Below are 22,768 nucleotides of genomic sequence, written 5' to 3'. Positions count from 1 at the left end.
TACCGCAAACATTTACAGTTTACAAAGGAACCCTTCACGGTTTACTGGAACCATTGACCGTTTACAGCAAACATTTACAGTTTACAAAAGAACCATTCACATTTTACAGCAAACCTTGACAATTTACTGGAAAAACATTCCCATTATTCCCATGTCAATTCAGTCACCACTTCCTCATTGGTACCACTATTCTTAGCCGTTATCTGTGCAGGATACTGCTTACTATTGTAATTATATGCGTAACTTTTAGAAATCGCATTCGCTCCATTCGCCGTTGTAATCACCTCAGAGACGATGTTATTAGCAGAAAGATTTACCGCATTCAGGTCAGTGATATAACCAAACCCCGGAACGCTCTTCTGTGAATTCAGCTTGTCATCATACTGGAATGCAACTGTAGAACTCAATGCAAATGCAACATTGTTTGCAACCCGACCCATGTTTTCCTGTTGGATAATGTTGCCTTTCTGATCCCAGGTGTACAACTGACAATAGTGATTTTCAAATGTTTGTTTCCCGGCCTGCATCACGAAGAAATACCTCGCGGCCAACTGCCCCTTGGTGTCATACACCAGTGAATCGTAGCCAGATACCTGGTTTTCTTCATAATAACTGATCTTGTCAATACGGCCCTTGCTATCGTACCCGAAGGAAGAGAACAGGGTAGGAGCCTGACTTTCATCGGCTGTACTCATCGTTTTTACAAGTTTGCCGGATTGATAAACCGGGATACGCACATCTGTGTACTGATCGTCCCCCATTGCATGAGTAGTTACCAGTTTGGCAATACTTTTGTCTGCATTGTACGTTAGAACAGTTTTGTCAGTCGGCGAAGAAATCGCATGGAGAAGACCTCCATTGTTGTCGCAAGGTGCAGGCTTAAAAGCGCAAATAGCTAATGCTGCTGACAATACGGTAGCGCTTAGCGCTCCTCTGTTTAAGGATAAACTCATGTTGGCAATAGTTAGGTTATAAAGATACTTCTCCCAAATACTTACGGAATACTCAGTAAGTTGGATTTTGATAAGTATTTTATATATGTTTTTAGGTGAATGTATTATAGATTGTGGCGGAATATGGTGAAGAACTTTCTCACATCGGGAAATTCATTGTCTGACAGACACTACACAAATGCCGGAAAACTTTACGAAATTACGCACGGGAATAAAAGAATAATGAATCGATAATGAAGGAGAATGTACACCATTTGACGGATGAGGAAGTAAATATATTGTTGAACGACTTGTTGGAACAATATGGGTACGACTTTACGGATTATTCTTTCGCTTCTGTCAAGCGGAGGTTACAAAGAGTATATACAAATGACAGGTTTCCAAGTTTTGCTGAATTTCGCTATAGAGTGAGAATGGACAGTACTTACCTCACCTACCTGATGGAGCAGATCACGGTCAATGTAACGGAGATGTTTCGGGATCCTGCGTTTTTTCAGGCATTGCGCAAACAGGTGCTGCCGGTTTTGGCCACATATCCGTTTATCAGGATCTGGCATGCAGGGTGTTCTACTGGTGAAGAGGTGTATTCCATGGCGATCTTATTAAAGGAGATGAACCTGTTACACAAGTCAGTTATTTATGCGACCGATATCAACGAGAGTGTGTTGGAGAAAGCCCGCAAGGGGATTTTCCCTTTAGCCTATATGCAGCAGTATTCACAGAATTATCAGCAGTCTGGCGGACAACATGATTTTTCTCAGTATTATGCAGCAAATTATGAGTACGCAAAATTTTCAGAGAGTCTGAGTGAGAAGATCGTTTTTTCAGCGCACAATTTAGTGACAGATCGTTCTTTTAATGAATTTCAACTGATAATCTGCCGCAATGTGTTGATTTATTTTAACAAGGAATTGCAGGACAAGGTATTGCACCTGTTTAGTGAGAGCCTTGAGCCGCTGGGCTTTATGGCGCTGGGTGCGAAGGAAACATTGCGGTTTACAACCGTCGCGCCGTTGTTCAAACCATTGGCACAGAAAGAAAAAATCTGGAGAAAAATAGCTACATGACAGTTTCGATTCCCCGAACATTGGTGATAGGAGGGTCTGCAGGTAGTCTGGAGGTATTGTTACAATTATTACCGTTGTTAGATCCGGCTTGTAAGCTGGCGATTATTATTGTATTGCACCGCAAGAGCGATAACGATTCGTTATTGTCTGATTTGCTGGCGGCAAGGAGTATCTTGCCTGTGAAGGAAGCGGAGGAGAAGGATTTGCTGACAGCGGGAATGGTGTATGTAGTGCCGTCGGATTACCATTTATTGATAGAGCCGGATGGTACGATTACGTTGGATTATTCTGAGAAGGTAAATTATAGCAGGCCGAGTATAGATGTGACATTTATTTCAGCTGCGGAGGTCATAAAGGAGCAGTTAGCTTGTTTATTATTATCAGGAGCGAATACGGATGGAGGAGAGGGGTTGCAGATGGCGAAGGCGATGGGAGCGGTAGTGGCGGTGCAGGATCCGGCGGAGGCAGAGGTGTCGTTTATGCCTAAGTATGCGATGGGAGTGGTGAAGGTGGATAGGGTGTTGCGCCAGCGCGATATGGTGGAGTGGGTAATGTCTCTCTAAATGCAACGGGTCTCTAAATGCAACGGCACTTTAAATACAACAGCTCTTTAAATGCAGAAAAAAACAGGATCTATCAAAAATAAATAACCCTCTTCAGAATTGCATAAAGGACTACTTATCTCAATTAGGTACCCGAATAAAACGAGGCTAAAAGGGGACTCACTCTCGGGTAAGTGTGATGGAGACGAAATGGCTTTTACGCAATTCCCAGCGCCTTCATTTTACTTTCTAGTCCCGTTTTTTGAGCTGCATGGCCTGCAGCCAGCTTGAAAAACGTTCTTTTTTAATTCGATTGTTTCAGCGGCAACACCATAATAAATCTCGTTCCCTCATCCTCTTTACTTTGTGCACTGATAATCCCCTGGTGCTTCTCAATCACTTTCTTTGCGATACTCAACCCAATACCAGTACCCTCATACGCATCCGCACTATGCAATCGCTGAAACAGCGTAAATATCTTTGGTAAGTACTTTTCATCAAATCCAATCCCATTATCACTCACCACAATCCTGCAAAAATTCCCGGCTTCCTGCACACTACTTTCTAATTCTTTCTCCCCTACAATTTCCGACTTGATGGTGATCAATGCCCGTACCCCGGGCCTTCTGAATTTCAGTGCATTACTAATTATATTCTGTAATGCCTGCCGGATCTGCCCTGGTATTGCTTCCAACTCTGGTAATTCTTCTACCACGATCTCCGCATCGGCATCTCTAACTGACAATTCCAGGTCTGCTAAGATCTCATTGATCAACCCATTCAGATTGACTGGCTCAAAAGTATTGTCTGCTGATAACCTGGAGTATTTTAATAGATCACTTATCAATTTGCTCATCCTTTCAGAAGAACTCACAATCCTTTCCATATACTGGATGGCATCCGGGTTGGTACCCAAATGCCTGTCGCGGAGGATCGTTCCAAATAACTGGATCTTCCTGAGCGGCTCTTTCAAATCGTGCGAAGCCACACTGGCAAACTGCTGTAACTCATAGTTACTTGCTTCCAGTGCCTGGTTCATTTCCTGCAGTTCATGGGTACGCTCCTCCACCCTTTGTTCCAGGATCTCATTCGCTTGTTTCTGATGGGCGATATCGGTAAATGTACCTACCCATTTTACAATTCGTCCATCTTCGTCAATGGGAATGGCCCTGAGTAAATGACATCTGTAATGATGGGTGAGCCGGTTATGCAGGTACACTTCCTTTTCAATAGGTTGGCCTGCCAGGATCGCATTCTCCCAAACCTTTTGTTCCTGGTGGTCCTGGTCGTAGGTAGCGGGGAAATCATCCAGGGATGGGGAATAATAGAACCAATGCCGGTTCGCATATTCCACATTTCCATCCCCCCTGGCGGTAAAGGCTACCTGGGGGAGGGACTCAAGGATGGAATGCTGCTCCTGTACCTTTGCATTCAATGCCGCCTGTGCCTGTTTACGCACTTCTACCTCCTGACGAAGGTTTTCATGCATGGCCTGCAACTGACGGTTCTGTTCATATAATTTAATGAAAGTCTTTACTTTAAGCAGAAATATATCAGGGTCTACTGGTTTGGTTATGTAATCCAACCCTCCAGAAGCATAGCCCTTGGCAATGAATTTTTTATCCTTATTGACAGCAGACAGGAACAGGATAGGTACGTCCCTTGCTTTACTATATCCGGAAATGGTTTCAGCTACCTCAAAGCCATCCATACTAGGCATCTGTACATCGAGAATGATGAGTGCATAGTTGTTCTTAAGGATCTTCTTGAGTGCTTCCTCTCCTGATAAAGCAGTATCCACTTCCAGATCGTGTAATTCTAATGTCTTTCTAAGTGATAGAATATTTTCTGGCTTATCATCGACGATTAATATCATTCTTCCATAAATTACTGGCCACGGGGACTACCTCAAAAATCGCGCCGCAGCTGGTATAAATGTATATTAAAATGATGTAATGAGTTGGAAAAAAATAAACAGCCCCCACTTGCATTTGCAAATGAGGGCTGCACTTCATCAATCCTCTAACTTATACTACTACTGCTACATTAAAAAGACAAGCCTGGTTTTTAAACGACCTGTCAGGTAATAAATAATGATTCTTTATTTCGTTATCTGGTTCTTACATTCCTTCGTGAGCCCTATACAACTCAATCGTCCCCCAAGGCAATTCCTTTCTTCTCCTTACATTCCTTCGTGAGCCTTATACAACTCAATCGTTCCCCAAGGCAATTCCTTTCTTCTCCTTACATTCCTTCGTGAGCCTTATACAACTCAATCGTTCCCCAGGGCAATCCTTTCTTCTCCTTACATTCCTCCCAACGCCCTATACAACTCAATCGTTCCCAAAAACAACTCCTTCCTGTTATTTGCCAGCGCCAACTCTGCCTCCAACACACTCTTTTGCGCTGTAATCACCTCCAGATAGTTCGCATACCCCGTCATATACAGGTCATTCGCTGTCGATACCCCATCCTTCAACATCGTCACTTCTGCTTCTTTCAGCCTGAATGCCTCCTGGCCATTATGCAACTGGCTCAGCGCCGTCATCACTTCCTGGTACCCATCTATCACTCTTTGTCTGTAATTATAAAACGCACTTAATGCCGTTGCCGAATTCACCTGGTACTGTGCCGCCAGCTGCTTCTTATTAAATATCGGCGCCGTCACACCTCCTAACAACCCATAAGCCACTGACCCCGTATTAAATAATAAATTCGCCCTGAAACTATTAAATCCTACATAGGGATTGATATTCAGCGATGGTAAAAACGCCGCCTTCGCCGCTGCCACATCCGCTTTCGCTGCACCCAATTCCAGCGCTGCCTGCTGAATATCCGGACGATGAGATAACAATGTCGCCGGCATGCCTGCACTCGCATAAGGAGGCAATGGGGCTGTCAGCAAAGAAGTATCTCTCGGTATCGCCTGCGGAAACCGACCCAGCAACGCATTCAACTGATTCTCCAACCTTGTCGTTTGTTGCTGAATCCCCATCATCAAACTCTGTGTATTCAACAACTGCGCATGAAATTGTTGCACTGCCAGCAATGTCGCTCTTCCCGCTTCCTGCTGAATACGTACTGTCGACAGCGCTGATTGCTGCAAGGCAATGTTGCGTTGCAATACAGTTCGCTCATTATCCAGTGCCAATAGCTGGTAATACATCCCCGCTACATTTGCTATCAACTGCGTGGTCACCAGTCGTTTTCCCTGCTCACTCGCCAGCATCCGCTGCTGTGCTGCTTTCTTACCATTCTTTAACTTCCCCCACAGATCTATTTCCCACGCACTCTTCAGCCCAATAAAGTAATTCGGCGTAGGATTCGGTATCTTTTGATTATTGTCTATATTCTGTGAAAGGTTGGTATCATAGTTACCTACGCCATTCATGGTATAATCACCATATCTTTCTACACCTGCATCTACAGCCGCATTCACAGCCGGCAACCATGCCTTGCTGGCTACCAGCAACTGTGCCTTTGTCATTTCCACCCGCTGCAGCGCTAACTGTATATCCGTATTATTATGTAAGGCAGTATCCAGTAATTGCCTGAGATATGGGTCTGCAAAAAACTGTTGGTAAGTAAGTGGGGTAGTAGCTGTTGTATCCTTTGTTTTAGCTGATACATTTGTTACAAGCCCCGCAGGCACCTCATGCTCCGCAGGTATCGCATGCCCCGTAGGCACCGCATGCACCTCATGCACCTCATGCTCCGCAGGCACCTCATGTCCCGCAGGCATCGCATGCTCCCCAGGTACCGCAGGCACCTCAGGATACTCCACTGCCTTCGGCGTATAACAACTACTCATCAACACCCCTAACACCAACACCGTCACCACATGATGCGCCTTCACCACATGTGGCTTCCTCCTCTTCTCCGCTATCCCTGCAAACAGCACATACAACCCCGGAATCACCACCACACCGAATACCGTTCCTATCAACATTCCCCCCGCTGCCGCTGTACCAATCGACCTATTCCCCATCGCACCTGCACCATTCGCAACACACAGAGGGATCAACCCTGCAATAAAGGCAAACGAAGTCATCAAAATCGGACGCAAACGAGACACCGCACCTTCCTTCGCACTCTCCAATATCGAAGCACCCTGCTTATGTTTCAGGATCGCAAACTCCACTATCAATATCGCATTCTTACCCAACAAACCAACCAGCATCACCAATGCCACCTGCGCATAAATATTATTCTCCAATCCCGCCAGTTTCAACGTAAGGAAAGCCCCGAAGATCCCCGCCGGTAGTGATAATATCACCGGCAATGGCAATAAGAAACTCTCATACTGTGCTGCCAGCAACAAATACACAAACAACAATACAATCGCAAAAATGTACACCGCCTGATTACCTGAAAGGATCTGTTCTCTCGTCATCCCACTCCACTCAAAACTAAATCCACGTGGCAGTTTCTGCTTCGCCACTTCTTCAATAGCTTTGATAGCATCACCACTACTATATCCCGGCGCCGCATCTCCATTCACCATCGCCGCTGTATACATATTATAACGTGTGAGCTGCTCTGGTCCATACACTCTTTCCAGGCTTACAAAGTTGGAATAAGGCACCATCTCGCCTTTATCATTCTTGACATACAAATGCAGGATATCTTCCGGCTTGGTTCTATAGCGGGGCGATGCCTGTACCATCACCTTATACATCTGGCCGAAACGTATAAAGTTAGAGGCATAATAACTGCCCAGCAATGTCTGCAACGTGCTCATGGCATTATCTATACTCACGCCCTTCTTCGCTGCCATGGCCTGGTCCACATGAATCATATATTGTGGAAAGTCAGGGTCAAAGCTGGTAAATGCACTTCCGATTTCTTTTCTTTCTTTCAATGCGTTGATGAATGCTGTCGTTACATCCGCTGTTTGTCTTAAGTCTCCACTACCACTCTTGTCCAGCACACGCAGTTCAAAACCACTCGAGTTACCAAAACCCGGTACGGTAGGAGGTGGGAAGAACTCAATACTTGCATCATTAATGTTGCGGGTATCTTTCTCTAATTGTGCAATGATCTCTTTCACAGACCGGTTTCTTTCTTCCCATGGTTTCAGGTTCACCATACCCATGCCATAGCTGGCACCCGCTACTTCACTCACCAGGCTATACCCCGCCAGTATAGATACCGATTCTGTTTCTTTCAGATTTGCTGCTACTTTCTGTACTTCATCCAGCACAGCCTCCGTTCTGGATACAGTGGCACCTGCAGGCGTCGTGACGTTCACATAGATCATCCCCTGGTCTTCAGCAGGAATAAAGCCTCCGGGCAGAATCGCGCTCACGCCCCAGGTAGCAATGAAAAAGAATGCCAGCATCCCGATTGTGATCATGCGCCTGCCTGCAATATATCCAACCAGGTGCTGGTATTTCTTTTCTGTCTTATTATAACGATAGTTAAATTTATCGAAGAACTTTTGTAGCCATGTACGGGGCTTGCCCGCTGCATGGTGATTTTTGAGCATAATCGCACACAGAGCAGGCGTGAGGGTTACGGCATTGATACCCGAAATCACAATTGCAATTGCCATGGTGAGGGAGAACTGTCTGTAGAACACGCCCACAGGGCCTGAGAGGAATGCCACCGGGATAAATACGGCAGACATGACCAATGTAATCGCCACCAGTGCCCCGCTTATTTCCCGCATTGCCGCCAGTGTGGCTTGCATGGGAGCCATGTGCTGATCATGCATTTTTACATGCACAGCTTCCACCACCACAATGGCATTATCGACCACTATACCAATGGCAAGCACTAATGCAAACAGGGTGAGCAGGTTGATAGAGAAACCCATCATTTGCATAAATGCCAATGTACCGATCAACGCTACCGGCACTGCCAGTGCAGGTATGAGGGTAGAGCGGAAGTCCTGTATAAAGAGGAATACCACGATGAATACTAAGATGAATGCTTCTACCAGTGTACGTAATACTTCATGGATAGAGGCATCCAGAAAACGGGATACGTCGTAGTTGAAGTTGTACGTCATGCCCGGTGGAAAAGAGGTTTCCTTCAGTTCAGCCATACGGCTTTTTACATTCGCAATTACATCCTGTGCATTGGAACCGGGGCGTTGTTTGAGCATGATAGATGCAGAAGGCTTACCATCTGTTTTGGATACCATGCCATAACTGAGTGCGCCGAATTCCACGTCCGCCACTTCTTTCAGCTTTAATACAGAGCCGTCGGCATTGGCGCGGATGATGATATTTTCATATTGCCCAGGTTCAAAGAATTTTCCGGTATAGCGTAAGATGTATTGTAATACCTGTGGATCATTGTCAGCGGCTTCCCCTGTTTTACCGGGGGCTGCTTCGATGTTTTGTTTACGGATGGCTTCCACCACTTCGTCGGCACTAACGCTGTAAGCCAACATACGATCGGGTTTCAGCCATACGCGCATGGCGTATTCCTTAGCGCCCATGATCTCCGCAAAGCCAACGCCATCGATACGTTTTAACTCCTGCAATACGTTGATGTCTGCAAAGTTGTAAATGAATTTTTCATTGAGGGTGCTGTCTTCACTCATGATGTTGAGGTAAAGCAGCATACTGTTCACTTCTTTTTCCGTACTCACACCGGCTTTGATGACCTCTTCAGGTAATTCATCGAGGATGGTGGCCACACGGTTCTGTACGTTTACTGCGGCCTGGTCCGGATCTGTACCAACGGCGAAAGAAACGGAGATCAGTGTGACACCGGTATTGCTGGATACAGACGACATGTAGGTCATACCCGGTACACCATTGATGGCTCTTTCCAATGGAGTGGCCACGGCTTTGGCACATACTTCGGCATTCGCACCCGTGTACTTGGCGGTAACGGTAACGGATGGAGGAACGATGTCGGGAAATTGGGTGACTGGCAGAGAGAATAGTGCCAGTAGGCCCAGCAGGACTATGATTAACGAGATGACTAGCGACAGCACGGGCCGCTTGATAAATGTATCAAACATAAAATGATGTAAAAGATGAAAATGATTTATCTATCAGGTCGCACCACTTAGATGTATGCCACCGGATTGATAATTTGCTTTAAAGGGCACGGATACTATCCAGCGAAATCACCGCACAGATAGATCACTGCACTGATCATTACACTGCCCTGATGCTATCCAGCGAAATCACCGCACAGATAGATCAATACACTGATCATTACAATGCCCTGATACTATCCAGCGAAATCACCGTCGGATTGATCTGCATACCCTCTCTAAGATTGCGTACCCCTTCGTACACTACCCTGTCTCCCGGCTTCAGACCTGCCTGTACAATGTAACAGTTAGCCATCCTCGGTCCCGGACTAAAGCTTTTCATCTTTACATGATTATTTGCATCCAGCAGGAATACATAATTTTTATCCTGCATTTCAAACACCGCCTTCTGTGGAATCAGCATTGTGCTATCCAAATCAGCAGCGAGTTGTATCTTACCACTGGCGCCATGTTTCAGCAGCGCTTTCGGATTTGGAAATTTCGCTCTGAATGCAATGGACCCCGTACTTTCTTCAAATTCACTTTCGATCGTCTCTATCTTCCCTTTATAAGGATAGAGGGAACCATCCGCCAGTACCAGCTCTACTTCTGCATGCTGGTTATCCTGTGCACTCCGCTTATGCTGTAAGTATTCAGTCTCCGATACATTGAAGTAAGCATACATATCCTGAATGTCTGAAACTGAAGTCAGCAGCGCCCCTTCGGCGATCAGGCTCCCCGCTTTAGAAGGTAATCTATCAATATAACCGGTAAATGGCGCACGGATAGACGTATAAGCAAGCCGTGTAGCGGCATTGGTTTCTGCACTGCGTGCCTCTTCCACTCTGGCATTGGCCGCAGCTACTTTCGCGCTGGCCACTTCCAGTTCTGTTTTGGCAATCACCTTTTTATCGACCAGCAATTGTACCCTTGATTGTTCCAGCTGCGCCGTCTTTGCATCTGCAATCGCACTGCTGAAAGCGGCTTTGGCGCGTGCCAGTTCAGCTCTGAACTCTTCGTCGTTGAGACTAAAGAGTAATTGTCCCTGTTGTACATGTTGCCCCTCGTCTACATAGATCTTATTGAGGAACCCGTTTACACGGGCACGGATCTCTACATTCCGTACGGCCTCAATATCGGCTACATAGTTCTTATGTAATATGGTGTCTGTAAGTGCAAGCTGCACTACAGGATAAGTGTTCAGGTTATCCTTCGTATTATTTTTTTCTCCTTTGGTAATACATCCCCCCAGGGCGATGCTCATCAATATCACAGTAGTTGTGCGCATGACAGGTATCAATCATTTTTTTCGCGTATACAATAGCATGCCCCTATGACGTATCATTCATAACGGGGGCCTTGTATACATGGTAATACAATTCTTATTTCATCATCTATAAATAAGGAATTGCTCAAAAGAGGGTGTACCTGAAGAGAAACTTATAGTAGGCGGGTAGAAAGGCATCATGCCATTGGTAGATGCCGGTTTTGTTTTCATTTCCTGGTATATATTGGACCAGGAGGAGCTGTAACTGTTGTAGGCGTGTTGTAAATGAGTATTGCTGTGAAGTAGCAGAAATATAGAATCGGCGCTTCTGACGAGGGTCGTGCGCACGGGAAATGTATGCAATCTGATCCTCAGTGATGTCTTCCGGCAGGTCTTCCATCAATAAATGCGGAAGATGCAGGAAAAAATGAGAAGGTTTGAGATCAAAGTGAGGGCGGTGGGAAGTTTGCGGGCGGAAAGACAATTCCTGCGGACGATGTGTAGGCTGCGTACGGAACAAAAAGTCCTGAGGGCGTTGTACTGCCTGAGCACGATGCTGAAGGTTGCTGGTTTGCAACGACACATCCTGTGCACAGCTCCCCGGTTGTACCTGCAACCTTACATCATATAAACGATTATTCGTAGCATACCCCGTCAAACCATTAAAAATGGTCATTAACAGGAAAACAAATAAAAACCTGTTCCGAAAAGTATGATCGGTTTTTAGTTGAAGCATATTAGTTCGCAATCGTCAATTGATAGGGGCAAATATAAAATTTTACCATTACATATCAAACAGCTAATGGATGAGTGGTGATGGCATTATCCTTGTTGCACATAATTATAAACGTAATCAGGATGAAAGCTCTACAACTTTTCGGAATCATAATAATATCTGCCATAGCCTGTAATAACCCTGTAAAGACTTCGGACCAGATGGCGGATGAGAAACAACAGGGAACCCCCGGTAGTGAGGATATCGCAACGCAGGCACAGCAGTTTAAGACTGCAGAAGGACTGCGGAGTTCGGGTGTGATGGTAAAAGGGAATTATAAATTTGTGGTGAAAGTAAGTGGAGATGGATCAGGGCGATCACTCATGATCTCTTCACAGGACCTGAGAGGGGATACGACAAAACCTGCGCCGGATAGTACGGTGATATATGATGTGAAGGGGAAAGTAACCAATATGGACGTAAGTGACCTGGATGGGGATGGTAATCCGGAAGTGTTTGCATTTACAAAATCAGATGGAACAGATGCGGAGGGCAGTGTGTATGGATTGACTTTTATACAACACAAAGCGGTAAGAATCTTCTCGGGGGATGTAGATAAAGATAGTATTCCAGGATATAATGGAAGGGATACCTTTTTTATTCAGCAGCATTATTTAGTGAGGAAATTTCCTGATGGTAAACAATTAAAGACCATCAGATACGCATTGAAAAAAGATAATCAAAGGTATATATTGAAAGAGGCTAAATAAAAAATTGGCGGAGCTGACTAAAAAGTAAAATGAACGCGTTCAGAATTGCGTAAGAGCAATTTCGGCTCCATCACCTACCCGAGAGGCGTACCCTTTTGGGTCAGCTCTGCCAATTTCAATATTACATAAAACCTAATTCCAGTTTCGCCTCTTCACTCATCATATCCCTATTCCACGCAGGTTCAAAAGTAAGCGTCACATCACAATCTGTCACACCTTCCACCGCTTTTACCTTCTCGTCTACCTCACGTACAATATCTCCCGCTACCGGGCAGGCAGGGGCTGTCAGCGTCATTGTAATCCCTACTCTGTTATCATCATTAATCCTGATTTCATAAATCAATCCCAGTTCCCATATATTCACCGGAATTTCAGGATCATATACTGTCTTCAGTACATCCTCTATCTGATCTCTTAAGTTCATTGTTGCGATTTTACCTGGTAAGCTAATCCGTATATTTTCATTTGCTTAAGCATGCTCAGCAAACCATTGGAGCGGGTAGGAGACAAGTGGCTGCGCAGGCCAATTTCGTCGATAAAATAAATTTCAGATTCGGCAATTTCCTTTGGCGTGTGGCCGGATAATACACCTACCAATAAACTCACCAATCCTTTTGTGATCACGGCATCACTGTCTGCTGTGAAAATGAGTTTACCATCTACCAGGTCAGTATGCAGCCATACCTGTGACTGGCAACCTTTGATGAGGTTATCGTCTGTTTTATATTTCGGGTCTATCAGTGGCAGATCCTTACCAAGCTGGATAATGTATTCATACTTATCCATCCATTCATCCATAAAGGAGAAGTCAGAAATGAGCTCGTCTTGTTTTTCGTTGATCGTCATACTTCCTGTTTAATAAAATCCGGCCGAATACCGGCATGTAAATTCAGGAGAGAATTTTCTTCTAAGAAAACTCCTTTCTGAAATTATCTCAACTCTGATATTTATCTCAACATTCCCGCAGCGCGATTGATCGCCACCACCAGTCTGTCAATATCTTCCTTATTTGTATACATTGCAAAACTCGCTCTCACCGTACCCGGAATGCAAAAGAAATCCATCACCGGCTCTGCACAATGGTGTCCCGTTCTGATCGCCACGCCCTGCTTATCCAGCAACTCACCCAGGTCATACGGATGGATTGCACCCACTAAAAACGAAATTGCACCAGATCTATGCTTGGGATTCCCAATGAATCGCAGCCCTTCTACGGTAGATAATTGCTCCACTGCATAGTTCACCAATTGCTCCTCGTACGCATGAATATTTTCTATCCCAATCTCCTGCACATATTTCACTGCCGCACCCAAAGCGATCGCCCCACTGATATCAGGGGTACCTGCTTCAAATTTAAATGGCAATTCATTGTAAGTCGTCTTTGCAAATGTAACGGTCTTGATCATATCGCCACCGCCCTGGTAAGGAGGCAGTTTATCCAACCATTCTCTCTTACCATACAAGATACCAATACCGGTCGGACCATACAATTTATGCCCTGAAAATGCGATGAAATCAGCATCCAGTTCCTGTACATCCAGCGGCATATGTTGAATAGCCTGTGCGGCATCCAGCATCACAGGAATATTGCGCGCATGTGCCTGTGCGATAATGTCACGCACCGGGTTCACGGTACCTAATGAATTAGATACATATGCCACACTCACAATCTTCGTTTTATCAGAGAGCAGGTTCGTGTATTCACTCATGATCAACTCCCCATTCTCATCCATCGGAATCACTTTCAACACAGCTCCTCTGTCTTCACACATAATCTGCCAGGGAACGATATTGGAATGGTGTTCCATTGCAGACACAATCACTTCATCACCAGGCTTAATGATGCCTCTGCCAAATACATTTGCGATCAGGTTGATGCTATCGGTGGTTCCTTTGGTAAAGATCACTTCTTCATGCTCCTGTGCATTGATAAAACCTGCAATGATATGACGGGCGCCTTCATACGCTTCAGAAGCCACCTGGCTCAGGTGGTGCACCCCACGATGCACATTACTATTGTATTGCTTATAATATTGCTCCAGCGTATCCAGCACTACCTGTGGCTTTTGGGTCGTAGCTGAATTATCAAGATATACAAGCGGTTTACCATACACCTTTTCCTGCAACAGCGGGAAATCCTTTCTGATCTTATCTATATCTAATGCCGGTGCAGCGATATCTGGAACGTGTGCCATATTATTCAATTTTGAAAAGACGGAGGTCATGTCATACTAAGACGACATGACCTCCTGCAAAGATCGTAATTTCTTACGGAATTAATTATTGATAGCGCCGGTTACATACCTGCGGATCTTATCGGAGAGGAACTCCTGTAATGCAGGGATATGTACCTGGTCGGTAATATCAAAAGCAAATGCATTTACCATGAGTGTTTTGGCAGCTTCAGCACCAATACCACGGGAGCGGAGGTAGAACAATGCTTCTTCGCTAAAGCGGCCTACGGTAAAACCGTGGCTACACTTCACGTCGTCAGCATATATTTCCAGCTGTGGCTGTGAGTTGATATTTGCCTTTTCGCTCATCAGCAGGTTATTATTCTGCTGGAAAGCGTTTGTTTTCTGCGCATCCTGGTGAACCATGATCTTGCCGGTAAAAACACCTTTGGCATTATCCAGCAGTACGCCTTTGTACAGTTCATTACTGTTACAATTGGGTACCTGGTGGTCCACGAAGGTATGGTTATCTACATGCTGCTGTTCGGTAGCGAGGAAGAGGCCATGCAGGTTGGTCTCTGTATTGCTGCCGGTCAGTGCCACGCTCAGGTTATTGCGCGTAAGCTCAGCTGCAGGCAGGGTGAAGTTGAAGTGATGGTAGCGGCTGTCAGCTTTCTGCAGGGCAGAGGTGTGGTAGATGTGGCGGCTATTTTTAATAGTGCTCTGTACATTGTAATGCCAGAGTTCCGCGTTCTCTTCCAGTACTACTTCCGTTACGCTGTTCACAAATGTGATCGCTTCTTTGTTCAGACCTACTGAGCTCTCGATGATTTCGAGGGTAGCGCTTTTATGCAGTATCACCAGGTGGCGGGGCTGAATAAAAGCGTTTACAGCGGCTGTATATACATGAATGATGTGCAGTGGTTTATCGAGGCTGGCGTTTACACCTGCTTCAATGAACAGACCATCGGCAAAGAAGGCTGCATTGAGGGCTGCAAAAGGTTGTTTTTGCAGGTGAGGGTGTTTATCGAACCATGCCTGGAGTTGAGCATTCCCGGCGGCATCGCTGATTTTGGAAATAGTGATCTTTCCATCAGCAGGTAGTTGGGACAACTCCGGTTGCAGGCGTCCGTTTACCAGTACAGCAGTATAGCTGTCCAGTTTAGGAATGCTCGCGCCGCGCAGTTGTTCGGCAGTTACAGTTGATAGCTCTTCTTCTGCCAGGGTGAATACATCTTTCAGATAGCGCTGTATGTTAGTATAGCGCCATTCTTCAGTTTTGAGGGTTGGAAGGCCCAGGGAGCGAAAGCGGCTAAACGCCTCTTTACGCGCAGGCAGGATGGCGTTGTTCACGTCTACCTGCTGTTCAGGACCCGGCATCCCGTTGGATATAAAGTCGTAAAATGATTTATTGATATCGCTAGTCATGTGTTGAAATCTATAGACCGATTGCCTGAGTTAAAAACTTATACCGATTCTTTCTGATGTACATCTTCTTTCAGCCAGTCGTAGCCCTTTTCTTCCAGTTCCAGCGCCAGGTCTTTGTTACCTGTTTTTACGATCACCCCATCAGCCAGTACGTGTACAAAGTCAGGTACGATATAATCGAGCAGACGTTGATAGTGAGTGATCACCATGAATGCTTTGTCAGCAGCACGCAGTTTGTTTACACCGCTTGCTACAATACGCAGCGCATCGATGTCCAGACCAGAGTCAGTTTCGTCGAGGATAGCGAATTTAGGATCCAGCATAGCCATCTGGAAAACTTCGTTACGTTTCTTTTCACCACCGGAAAAACCTTCATTCAGAGAGCGGTTCATCAGGTTAGCATTAAAGTCCATCATCTGCTGTTTCTCTTTGGTCAGTTTCAGGAATTCCTTTGCTTCGATTGCAGGCAGGCTATGGTAAGCTCTGATCTCGTTCAGCGCAGTCTTGAGGAAATTCAGGTTAGATACACCTGGAATTTCTACAGGGTACTGGAATGCCAGGAACACACCTTCACGGGCGCGGTCTTCAGGAGCCATGTCCAGCAGGTTTTTGCCGTCGAAGATCACTTCACCTTCAGTCACTGTATAGTTCTCACGACCAGCGAGCACAGAAGCCAGGGAGCTTTTGCCGGCACCGTTAGGTCCCATGATGGCATGCATCTCACCAGCTTTGATTTCCAGGTTCAGGCCCTTTAATATTTTCTTACCGTCTACTTCTGCGTGCAGATTTTTAATCGTCAGCATGATATGTTTTGTTTCTCTGTTGTTTGCTTTGTAAATAATATATCTTTCCTTGTCTGTTATCCTACACTACCTTCAAGTGTAATGGACAGCAGTTTTTGCGCTTCTACTGCGAACTCCATTGGGAGCTGGTTCAATACTTCCTTTGCATAACCGTTCACGATGAGGGCTACTGCCTGTTCTGTATTGATGCCACGTTGGTTGAGGTAGAAGATCTGGTCTTCCCCGATCTTGGAAGTAGTCGCTTCGTGTTCTACAGTAGCGGTGCTATTCTTTGATTCGATGTAAGGGAAGGTGTGAGCGCCACAGCGATCGCCTATGAGCAGGGAGTCGCACTGGGTAAAGTTACGTGCATTGGCAGCACGTGGACCTACCTGTACAAGACCGCGATAGGTATTATCACTGGTGCCTGCAGAAATACCTTTTGAAATGATACGGCTGCGGGTGTTGCGACCCAGGTGATATATTTTGGTTCCGGTATCAGCAATCTGCTTGTTGCGGGTTACTGCTACAGAATAGAATTCGCCTTCAGCATCATCGCCCTGCAGGATCACACTTGGATATTTCCAGGTGATAGCGGAGCCGGTTTCTACCTGTGTCCAGGAGATCTTGCTGCTATTTCCTTTACAGATACCACGTTTGGTTACGAAGTTGTAAATACCACCTTTACCGTCTTTATCACCGGGATACCAGTTTTGAACAGTAGAGTATTTGATCTCTGCATGGTTCAGCGCAATGAGTTCCACAACTGCAGCGTGCAGCTGGTTTTCATCGCGGCGTGGAGCCGTACAGCCTTCGAGATAACTTACGTAGGCATTATCGTCGCAGATGATGAGGGTACGTTCGAACTGACCTGTATTTTCCGCATTGATACGGAAGTAGGTGCTCAGTTCCATTGGACAGCGTACGCCTTTTGGAATGTATACAAATGAGCCATCGGAGAATACTGCTGCATTCAGCGCGGCAAAGATGTTGTCAGAGTGAGGAACTACGGTACCCAGGTATTCTTTTACCAGCTCTGGATGTTCACGTACTGCTTCGCCAAAGGAGCAGAAAATGACACCGAGTTCACCTAATTTTTCGCGGAAAGTAGTAGCAACGGATACGCTATCGAACACCACGTCCACAGCCACACCGGAGAGCGCTTTCTGCTCATTCAGGGGGATACCCAGCTTCTCCATGGTAGCCAGGATTTCAGGATCAACTTCATCCAGGCTGGTTAATGATTTTCTTTTTGGAGCGGCATAGAAAGAGATCTTCTGCAGGTCTATTTCCGGCATTTTAAAGTGCTGCCATGCTGGCCACTGCATTTTCTGGAAGGCAGCGAATGCCTTCAGGCGCCATTGAAGGAGCCATTCAGGTTCTTCCTTTTTAGCTGAGATGTAGCGAATGGTATCCTCGTTGAGGCCAACGGGTGCCATTTCCATCTCGATGTCGGTGGTGAAGCCAAACTCGTATTCCTTGTTGGCTATGTCGTCAATTATTTCGTTGCTATTTCTCATTTTCCGGATTAATTAAGGTTGCTGGCCTGCTGTTTTTATTTAATTATTATACAGCGAAGCTCTCGCCACAACTACATGTACGGGTAGCATTTGGATTGTTAAAGAAAAGCCCTTTACCGTTCAGACCGTCGCTATAGTCTAATTCTGTGCCGTAAAGATACAAGAGGCTTTTCATCTGTACTACTATCTTAACACCTTTATCTTCAAAGATTTGATCGCCTTCCTGTTTTTCTGACTCTTCAAATTTCAGTACATATTCCAGGCCTGAGCAACCGCCTCCCTTTACGCCTACGCGAACAAAGGTGTCAGCTGCATGGTTTTCCTTGGTCATCAAGTCCTTGATATATAAGCTAGCTTTATCTGATACTGTTATCATAATGCTTCCTTTTTTATGATATGAACCTATTACTTTATGTGTTTCAAAACCTGTGCTTCTCCTAAAAGAGAGACCAGGCGATCGAACTTATTCTTGTATGGCGCGGTAAAATCTTTACCGTCAGCGGTATACAGGTGTTCTTTCATGATGGGAACGGAGTAGGGTAATACCCACGCTCTCAATGCTTTCGCTACGGAATCCATCGCGTTGATACCCTGCATGGCCTGATGACCATCGCCCCAGGACACCAAAGCTACGACCTTTCCGGTTAAATATGGATTACTGAGTTTGCTGGTCATTTCTAACCAGTCCAGCGCATTTTTCATGACCCCGGTCATACTTCCATGATAGAGGGGAGTCAGCCATACGAGCACATCTGCTTTGCAAAACGCATCGCACATGGCCTTTACGGGTTCAGGCATATCGCCTTTTGGATATTCAAAGAACGGTATGTGACCGCCTTTTGGACTAAATACTTCTGTAGAGAAGCCTTTTTGGCGGAACTGTTCTTCAAAATAGGCAGACAGTCTGTTAGCCGTGGTATAAGGAGCGGTGTCCATCGTTCCATTGAAGATCAAGACGTTCATCTATGTCCTTTTATTTACTGTTAAGCTTCAGGGCTTTTAGGCCGTGGAGCTCGTTGATTGTCGCAACAAATTTTTTTGTCTCCCACAAAATTACGACATTTGAGAATAAAACAAGTAAATACTTGGAAAATTATAAACCCATCACGAAAGCGACTGCAGATAGATTTTTGCAGTTACTGAAAACGAAGGGGCCTCAGTCGGCCGCTATGCTGGCGGCTGCTTTGAATATAACAGGAGAAGGCGCCCGGCTGCAACTGCTGAAACTGGCAGAAGAAGGACTGGTGATGTCGGTAACGACATCAAAGGGAGTTGGACGTCCGGTACAGATATGGGATCTGACACCGGTGGGGCATGCTCATTTTCCTGATACGCATGCAGAATTTACCTTACAATTATTAGAGACGATCAGGGTGGAGCTGGGCGAAGATGCCCTCGATAAAGTTGTTGCCGCCAGGGAACAGCAGCAGAATGAAAAATATTTTAATGCCCTGTCAGGCATTACGGAGGTAGCAGATAAGCTGGAAGCATTTGCTGCCCTGCGTACCCGGGAAGGATACCTGGCGGAGTGGGCAGAAGATGGGGAAGGGGGATATTTCTTTATAGAAAACCACTGTCCGATCTGTAATGCTGCTATTAACTGCGCAAACATCTGTAAATCAGAACTCAAAACCTTTAAAAACCTGATGGGTGACGGGGTGGAGGTCGAGCGCGCTGACCATATTATCAGCGGCGCCCGCAGGTGTGTATATAAGATTGTCGTCTTAGTAAATCCGCTTTCCTAAAATATCCAGGCTTCTTTCTACGCCATCCAATACGGCGATGTTGGGCAGATGTGCCCAGGAAGTGAAACCCAGTTTCTCAAATAATTTGATACTTGGCTCATTGTGGGAGAAGATAAATCCCAGCAGTGATTTTATGCCGATGGACGGGCATTGTGCCATGGCGTATTCCAGTATTTTTTTGCCATAACCCTTACCTCGTTGACGCTCATCTAAATAGATACTGATTTCGGCGGTACCGTCGTAGGCCGGCCGGCCATAAAAGGACTGGAAGCTCACCCAGCCTATCATGATTCCATTTTCTTCTACTACCCATAGCGGGCGTTTTTCCGGGTTGTGAACATTGAACCAGGGCATGCGGCTTTCTACGGATACAGGTTCTGTGTCGGCGGTGACCATACGGCCGGCGATGGTGCTGTTGTAGATGGCTACGATAGCCGGCATGTCGTGGGTGGTGGCGTTTCTGAATTGCATGGGAGCAAAAATATAAAGTTTTTGGAAAGGAAAGATAATGGTGTTTGTAATGCCAGCAATGCTGAAATACTACCCCCCGTGGATACCCTTATCCATGTCAATACCTTTGGCGTGCTGCTTATGGTATGCTGAAATACCCCCCATGGAAACCCTTATCCCATGTCAATTCCTTTGGCGTGCTGCTTATGGTATGCTGAATTACCCCCCGTGGAAACCCTTATCCCATGTCAATACCTTTGGCGTGATGCTTATGGTATGCTGAAATACCCCCCATGGAAACCCTTATCCCATCTATATCCTGTTGGACTATCCCAGCTATAACACGTCCATAGGTCTTCGCCGGGGATAACCCGCCTATAAGCCGCCCATAACCCGCCCATAAGCCGCCAATATCCCGCATCTATATAGAGGCGGGTTATCTACGGGATACCTACGGGTCATTAGCAGTTTATGGTGGGGGTACCTTACTTTTTGACCTATGGTTGTTTGCTTATTCCTGTCCGGATGAAAGCCTGGCCGACCTTAAATGCCGAAAGCCCGCTATTGCAACAAGCAATAGCGGGCTTTCAGGGCCATTCGTTATTTAATAATGTAACTCGTAATTGTAGTCGCCGGACAGGAGGCTAAACATATAAGTATCCACAAATTGCCCTTTCTGGAAAAATGCCTGCCTTAGCAGTCCTTCCTGTTGGAACCCCAGTCGTTTCAGGAGGAGAATAGATAATTTATTATCCGGATCTACCACTGCTTCTATTCGGTTCAGTGCCAGTTCCTCAAAAGCATACTGGAGCAACCGGTTCAGGGAGGCGGTCATTATTCCTTTTCCCCAGAAAGCGGGGAGGAGGTCGTACCCCATTTCTGCTTTATAATGTGTTTTATTGATATGATGCAACCCACAGGTGCCGATCAGCGTATCATTGTCAGGTTGGTAAATTCCCCAGCGCATACCTTCCCCACTCAACAGTTTTTCCCTGAAAAAGGCGACTAACTGTGCTGCTTCGGATACATTGATGAACCGTTCTATATCCATAAAGCGGGTCACCTTTTCCGACGAAAATAAATTGAACAATGCGGCGATATCCTTTTCACTGATGGGTCGCAGGAGTAAATCATCTGCTACCAACACAGGAACTTCCACCTCTTTATGTAGATTATTCATGCTTAATTTTTCCGGCGCACTTTCACTTTTTTGAGTGTTACGTCACCCAGTAAAATGGCCCAGGGCTTCATTTGTTCGATATTCTCAAAAATAATTTTCAAAATTGCAATGAACGGAATAGCGAGGAACATGCCTGGAACGCCCCATAGCAGGTTGCCGGATACGACTGCGAGGATGGTGACAAGTGCGTTGATCTTTACTTTGCTGCCTACGATGCGTGGCAGTAGCACATTGCTATCCAGGAAGTGTACGACGAGCAAACCGACACCTACCTGTATCGTAGTGCCCAGTGAACTGTTCGTTAATGTGAGCAACATGGAAATAACGGTGGCCACGTAAATACCCAGGTAAGGAATGATATTAAATATAGCGGCCATGATACCTAACAGTGTCGCATACTTGATACCCAGTATCCAGAAGAGGGTACAGTTTACGACGGCGACTACCACCATTTCAATCATCAGTCCTGCCAGGTATCCTTTGATGATCAGGCGTGTTTCAACAATCACGCTGAGCAGGGTCTCACGATGTTTTGCCTCGAACACGGTGATGAGGAAAGTGACTAGTAAAGACCGATAGAGCAGCAGGAAAAACGTATATAATAGTACGAAAATAATAAAGATCAACAGGGAAGATAAGGATAATAAGGTCGTGCTCACAAAAGCGGTGGCAGAGCCTAAAGTACCCATGGCCAGTTGTTCTAAATAATCCATCTGGCGGGCGGCGTCAATATGAAATTTCTTATTGATCCAGGCCTGAAGGTCGGTGATAGTATGTAGCAATTGTTGTTGTAAGTGTGGAAAATCGGCAACAAATGAGCCCATTTGAGAAGCAAGGATCATGCTGATCCCAAAGAGAATGATGACGATTAATAAGATGCAGGTAAGTGCGGCCATGGCTCTTGAGAAGCGACATTTTTCAAGAAAACCGGCGACTGGGATGAGCATGATAGCTATCAGAAAAGCGAAGGCCAGCGGTACTAGCAGCTCGTGTCCTGATCTGGCGATGAACATCAGCAGGATGAGGGAGAGGAGGGTGAAGGCTAGTCTTGCATTAAAGGGTAGCTTTACTTCATTCATGGGATGGTTTTGTAGATTTTTTATAAAGGAAGGTAAAAAAGAGCAATAAATTGGCCAATCCACAAATAAATAAAGTTTTGCCCTTGGCGACAAGTTTAC

General features: G+C 45.7%; 20 protein-coding genes. 4 read left to right on the top strand and 16 right to left on the bottom strand.

Annotation, left to right across the window (positions count from 1 at the left end; genetic code table 11):
• Positions 1–143: 143 nt before the first annotated feature.
• Positions 144–953 (bottom strand): hypothetical protein, encoded by an 810-nt coding sequence (locus QQL36_RS27550; RefSeq protein ID WP_321567470.1) that lies wholly within the window; start codon positions 951–953, stop codon positions 144–146.
• A 233-nt stretch (positions 954–1,186) separates the two neighbouring features.
• Between QQL36_RS27550 and QQL36_RS27545 the strand changes: the two genes are divergently transcribed.
• Positions 1,187–2,020: a protein-glutamate O-methyltransferase CheR gene (locus tag QQL36_RS27545; protein ID WP_321567469.1), complete on the top strand. Its 834-nt coding sequence runs from the start codon at positions 1,187–1,189 to the stop codon at positions 2,018–2,020.
• On the top strand, positions 2,017–2,583 hold the full coding sequence (locus tag QQL36_RS27540) for a chemotaxis protein CheB (RefSeq protein WP_321567468.1): 567 nt from the start codon (positions 2,017–2,019) through the stop codon (positions 2,581–2,583). The genes QQL36_RS27545 and QQL36_RS27540 overlap by 4 nt, the downstream gene beginning before the upstream one ends.
• Before the next feature lie 283 nt (positions 2,584–2,866).
• On the opposite strand, the gene QQL36_RS27535 is transcribed toward QQL36_RS27540, so the two are convergent.
• The 4 genes from QQL36_RS27535 to QQL36_RS27520 form a co-directional block, all read right to left on the bottom strand.
• Positions 2,867–4,438: an ATP-binding protein gene (locus tag QQL36_RS27535; RefSeq protein ID WP_321567467.1), complete on the bottom strand. Its 1,572-nt coding sequence runs from the start codon at positions 4,436–4,438 to the stop codon at positions 2,867–2,869.
• 429 nt (positions 4,439–4,867) lie between these two features.
• On the bottom strand, positions 4,868–9,541 hold the full coding sequence (locus QQL36_RS27530; RefSeq protein ID WP_321567466.1) for an efflux RND transporter permease subunit: 4,674 nt from the start codon (positions 9,539–9,541) through the stop codon (positions 4,868–4,870).
• A 199-nt stretch (positions 9,542–9,740) separates the two neighbouring features.
• The gene (locus QQL36_RS27525; protein WP_321567465.1) at positions 9,741–10,847 is read right to left on the bottom strand and encodes an efflux RND transporter periplasmic adaptor subunit; all 1,107 of its coding nucleotides are present in this window, start codon (positions 10,845–10,847) and stop codon (positions 9,741–9,743) included.
• A gap of 124 nt (positions 10,848–10,971) precedes the next feature.
• Complete coding sequence (locus QQL36_RS27520; RefSeq protein WP_321567464.1) at positions 10,972–11,502, bottom strand: hypothetical protein; 531 nt, start codon at positions 11,500–11,502, stop codon at positions 10,972–10,974.
• A gap of 182 nt (positions 11,503–11,684) precedes the next feature.
• Here QQL36_RS27520 and QQL36_RS27515 point away from each other — a divergent pair, with 182 nt between their 5' ends.
• Entirely contained in the window at positions 11,685–12,311 is a 627-nt protein-coding gene (locus tag QQL36_RS27515; protein ID WP_321567463.1) for a hypothetical protein, read from the top strand.
• Positions 12,312–12,432: 121 nt separating this feature from the next.
• On the opposite strand, the gene QQL36_RS27510 is transcribed toward QQL36_RS27515, so the two are convergent.
• The 8 genes from QQL36_RS27510 to QQL36_RS27475 form a co-directional block, all read right to left on the bottom strand.
• Positions 12,433–12,744: an iron-sulfur cluster assembly protein gene (locus tag QQL36_RS27510; RefSeq protein ID WP_414017937.1), complete on the bottom strand. Its 312-nt coding sequence runs from the start codon at positions 12,742–12,744 to the stop codon at positions 12,433–12,435.
• The gene (locus tag QQL36_RS27505) at positions 12,732–13,157 is read right to left on the bottom strand and encodes a SufE family protein (protein WP_083724671.1); all 426 of its coding nucleotides are present in this window, start codon (positions 13,155–13,157) and stop codon (positions 12,732–12,734) included. The genes QQL36_RS27510 and QQL36_RS27505 overlap by 13 nt, the downstream gene beginning before the upstream one ends.
• A gap of 101 nt (positions 13,158–13,258) precedes the next feature.
• Positions 13,259–14,488, bottom strand: a complete 1,230-nt coding sequence (locus QQL36_RS27500) for a cysteine desulfurase (RefSeq protein WP_321570563.1) — start codon at positions 14,486–14,488, stop codon at positions 13,259–13,261.
• A gap of 99 nt (positions 14,489–14,587) precedes the next feature.
• On the bottom strand, positions 14,588–15,913 hold the full coding sequence (sufD, locus tag QQL36_RS27495; RefSeq protein WP_083724673.1) for a Fe-S cluster assembly protein SufD: 1,326 nt from the start codon (positions 15,911–15,913) through the stop codon (positions 14,588–14,590).
• Positions 15,914–15,951: 38 nt separating this feature from the next.
• Positions 15,952–16,716 carry a Fe-S cluster assembly ATPase SufC gene (gene sufC / locus QQL36_RS27490; RefSeq protein ID WP_083724675.1) on the bottom strand — a complete coding sequence of 255 codons (765 nt, stop codon included), beginning with the start codon at positions 16,714–16,716 and terminating at the stop codon, positions 15,952–15,954.
• A 56-nt stretch (positions 16,717–16,772) separates the two neighbouring features.
• Positions 16,773–18,215, bottom strand: coding sequence for a Fe-S cluster assembly protein SufB (gene sufB / locus QQL36_RS27485; RefSeq protein WP_083724677.1), 1,443 nt, complete (start codon positions 18,213–18,215; stop codon positions 16,773–16,775).
• A 46-nt stretch (positions 18,216–18,261) separates the two neighbouring features.
• Complete coding sequence (locus tag QQL36_RS27480; protein ID WP_083724679.1) at positions 18,262–18,591, bottom strand: HesB/IscA family protein; 330 nt, start codon at positions 18,589–18,591, stop codon at positions 18,262–18,264.
• Between the two features lie 29 nt (positions 18,592–18,620).
• The gene (locus QQL36_RS27475) at positions 18,621–19,178 is read right to left on the bottom strand and encodes an NADPH-dependent FMN reductase (protein WP_083724681.1); all 558 of its coding nucleotides are present in this window, start codon (positions 19,176–19,178) and stop codon (positions 18,621–18,623) included.
• Positions 19,179–19,300: 122 nt separating this feature from the next.
• On the opposite strand from QQL36_RS27475, the gene QQL36_RS27470 reads away from it, so the two are divergent.
• On the top strand, positions 19,301–19,960 hold the full coding sequence (locus QQL36_RS27470; protein ID WP_083724683.1) for a helix-turn-helix transcriptional regulator: 660 nt from the start codon (positions 19,301–19,303) through the stop codon (positions 19,958–19,960).
• Here the strand turns inward: QQL36_RS27470 and QQL36_RS27465 are convergent.
• From QQL36_RS27465 to QQL36_RS27455, 3 genes are all read right to left on the bottom strand, one after another.
• Positions 19,940–20,431, bottom strand: coding sequence for a GNAT family N-acetyltransferase (locus QQL36_RS27465; RefSeq protein WP_083724719.1), 492 nt, complete (start codon positions 20,429–20,431; stop codon positions 19,940–19,942). The genes QQL36_RS27470 and QQL36_RS27465 overlap by 21 nt on opposite strands.
• 583 nt (positions 20,432–21,014) lie before the next feature.
• A complete protein-coding gene (locus tag QQL36_RS27460; protein ID WP_083724687.1) occupies positions 21,015–21,590 on the bottom strand; it encodes a GNAT family N-acetyltransferase in 576 nt (191 codons plus the stop codon).
• 2 nt (positions 21,591–21,592) lie between these two features.
• Positions 21,593–22,669 carry an AI-2E family transporter gene (locus QQL36_RS27455; RefSeq protein WP_083724689.1) on the bottom strand — a complete coding sequence of 359 codons (1,077 nt, stop codon included), beginning with the start codon at positions 22,667–22,669 and terminating at the stop codon, positions 21,593–21,595.
• Positions 22,670–22,768 lie beyond the last annotated feature (99 nt).

It is taken from the genome of Chitinophaga sp. LS1 (assembly GCF_034274695.1).
Taxonomy (GTDB): domain Bacteria; phylum Bacteroidota; class Bacteroidia; order Chitinophagales; family Chitinophagaceae; genus Chitinophaga.
The sequence above is the reverse complement of the archived record's forward strand: the minus strand, read 5'-3'. Positions and strand labels throughout refer to the sequence as shown.

What these genes read in the sequence shown, in the direction of transcription:
- QQL36_RS27550 (WP_321567470.1), bottom strand. Translation starts at nt 953, where the DNA reads ATGAGTTTATCCTTAAACAGAGGAGCGCTAAGCGCTACCGTATTGTCA.
- QQL36_RS27545 (WP_321567469.1), top strand. Translation starts at nt 1,187, where the DNA reads ATGAAGGAGAATGTACACCATTTGACGGATGAGGAAGTAAATATATTG.
- QQL36_RS27540 (WP_321567468.1), top strand. Translation starts at nt 2,017, where the DNA reads ATGACAGTTTCGATTCCCCGAACATTGGTGATAGGAGGGTCTGCAGGT.
- QQL36_RS27535 (WP_321567467.1), bottom strand. Translation starts at nt 4,438, where the DNA reads ATGATATTAATCGTCGATGATAAGCCAGAAAATATTCTATCACTTAGA.
- QQL36_RS27530 (WP_321567466.1), bottom strand. Translation starts at nt 9,541, where the DNA reads ATGTTTGATACATTTATCAAGCGGCCCGTGCTGTCGCTAGTCATCTCG.
- QQL36_RS27525 (WP_321567465.1), bottom strand. Translation starts at nt 10,847, where the DNA reads ATGCGCACAACTACTGTGATATTGATGAGCATCGCCCTGGGGGGATGT.
- QQL36_RS27520 (WP_321567464.1), bottom strand. Translation starts at nt 11,502, where the DNA reads ATGACCATTTTTAATGGTTTGACGGGGTATGCTACGAATAATCGTTTA.
- QQL36_RS27515 (WP_321567463.1), top strand. Translation starts at nt 11,685, where the DNA reads ATGAAAGCTCTACAACTTTTCGGAATCATAATAATATCTGCCATAGCC.
- QQL36_RS27505 (WP_083724671.1), bottom strand. Translation starts at nt 13,157, where the DNA reads ATGACGATCAACGAAAAACAAGACGAGCTCATTTCTGACTTCTCCTTT.
- sufD (WP_083724673.1), bottom strand. Translation starts at nt 15,913, where the DNA reads ATGACTAGCGATATCAATAAATCATTTTACGACTTTATATCCAACGGG.
- sufC (WP_083724675.1), bottom strand. Translation starts at nt 16,716, where the DNA reads ATGCTGACGATTAAAAATCTGCACGCAGAAGTAGACGGTAAGAAAATA.
- sufB (WP_083724677.1), bottom strand. Translation starts at nt 18,215, where the DNA reads ATGAGAAATAGCAACGAAATAATTGACGACATAGCCAACAAGGAATAC.
- QQL36_RS27480 (WP_083724679.1), bottom strand. Translation starts at nt 18,591, where the DNA reads ATGATAACAGTATCAGATAAAGCTAGCTTATATATCAAGGACTTGATG.
- QQL36_RS27475 (WP_083724681.1), bottom strand. Translation starts at nt 19,178, where the DNA reads ATGAACGTCTTGATCTTCAATGGAACGATGGACACCGCTCCTTATACC.
- QQL36_RS27465 (WP_083724719.1), bottom strand. Translation starts at nt 20,431, where the DNA reads ATGCAATTCAGAAACGCCACCACCCACGACATGCCGGCTATCGTAGCC.
- QQL36_RS27460 (WP_083724687.1), bottom strand. Translation starts at nt 21,590, where the DNA reads ATGAATAATCTACATAAAGAGGTGGAAGTTCCTGTGTTGGTAGCAGAT.
- QQL36_RS27455 (WP_083724689.1), bottom strand. Translation starts at nt 22,669, where the DNA reads ATGAATGAAGTAAAGCTACCCTTTAATGCAAGACTAGCCTTCACCCTC.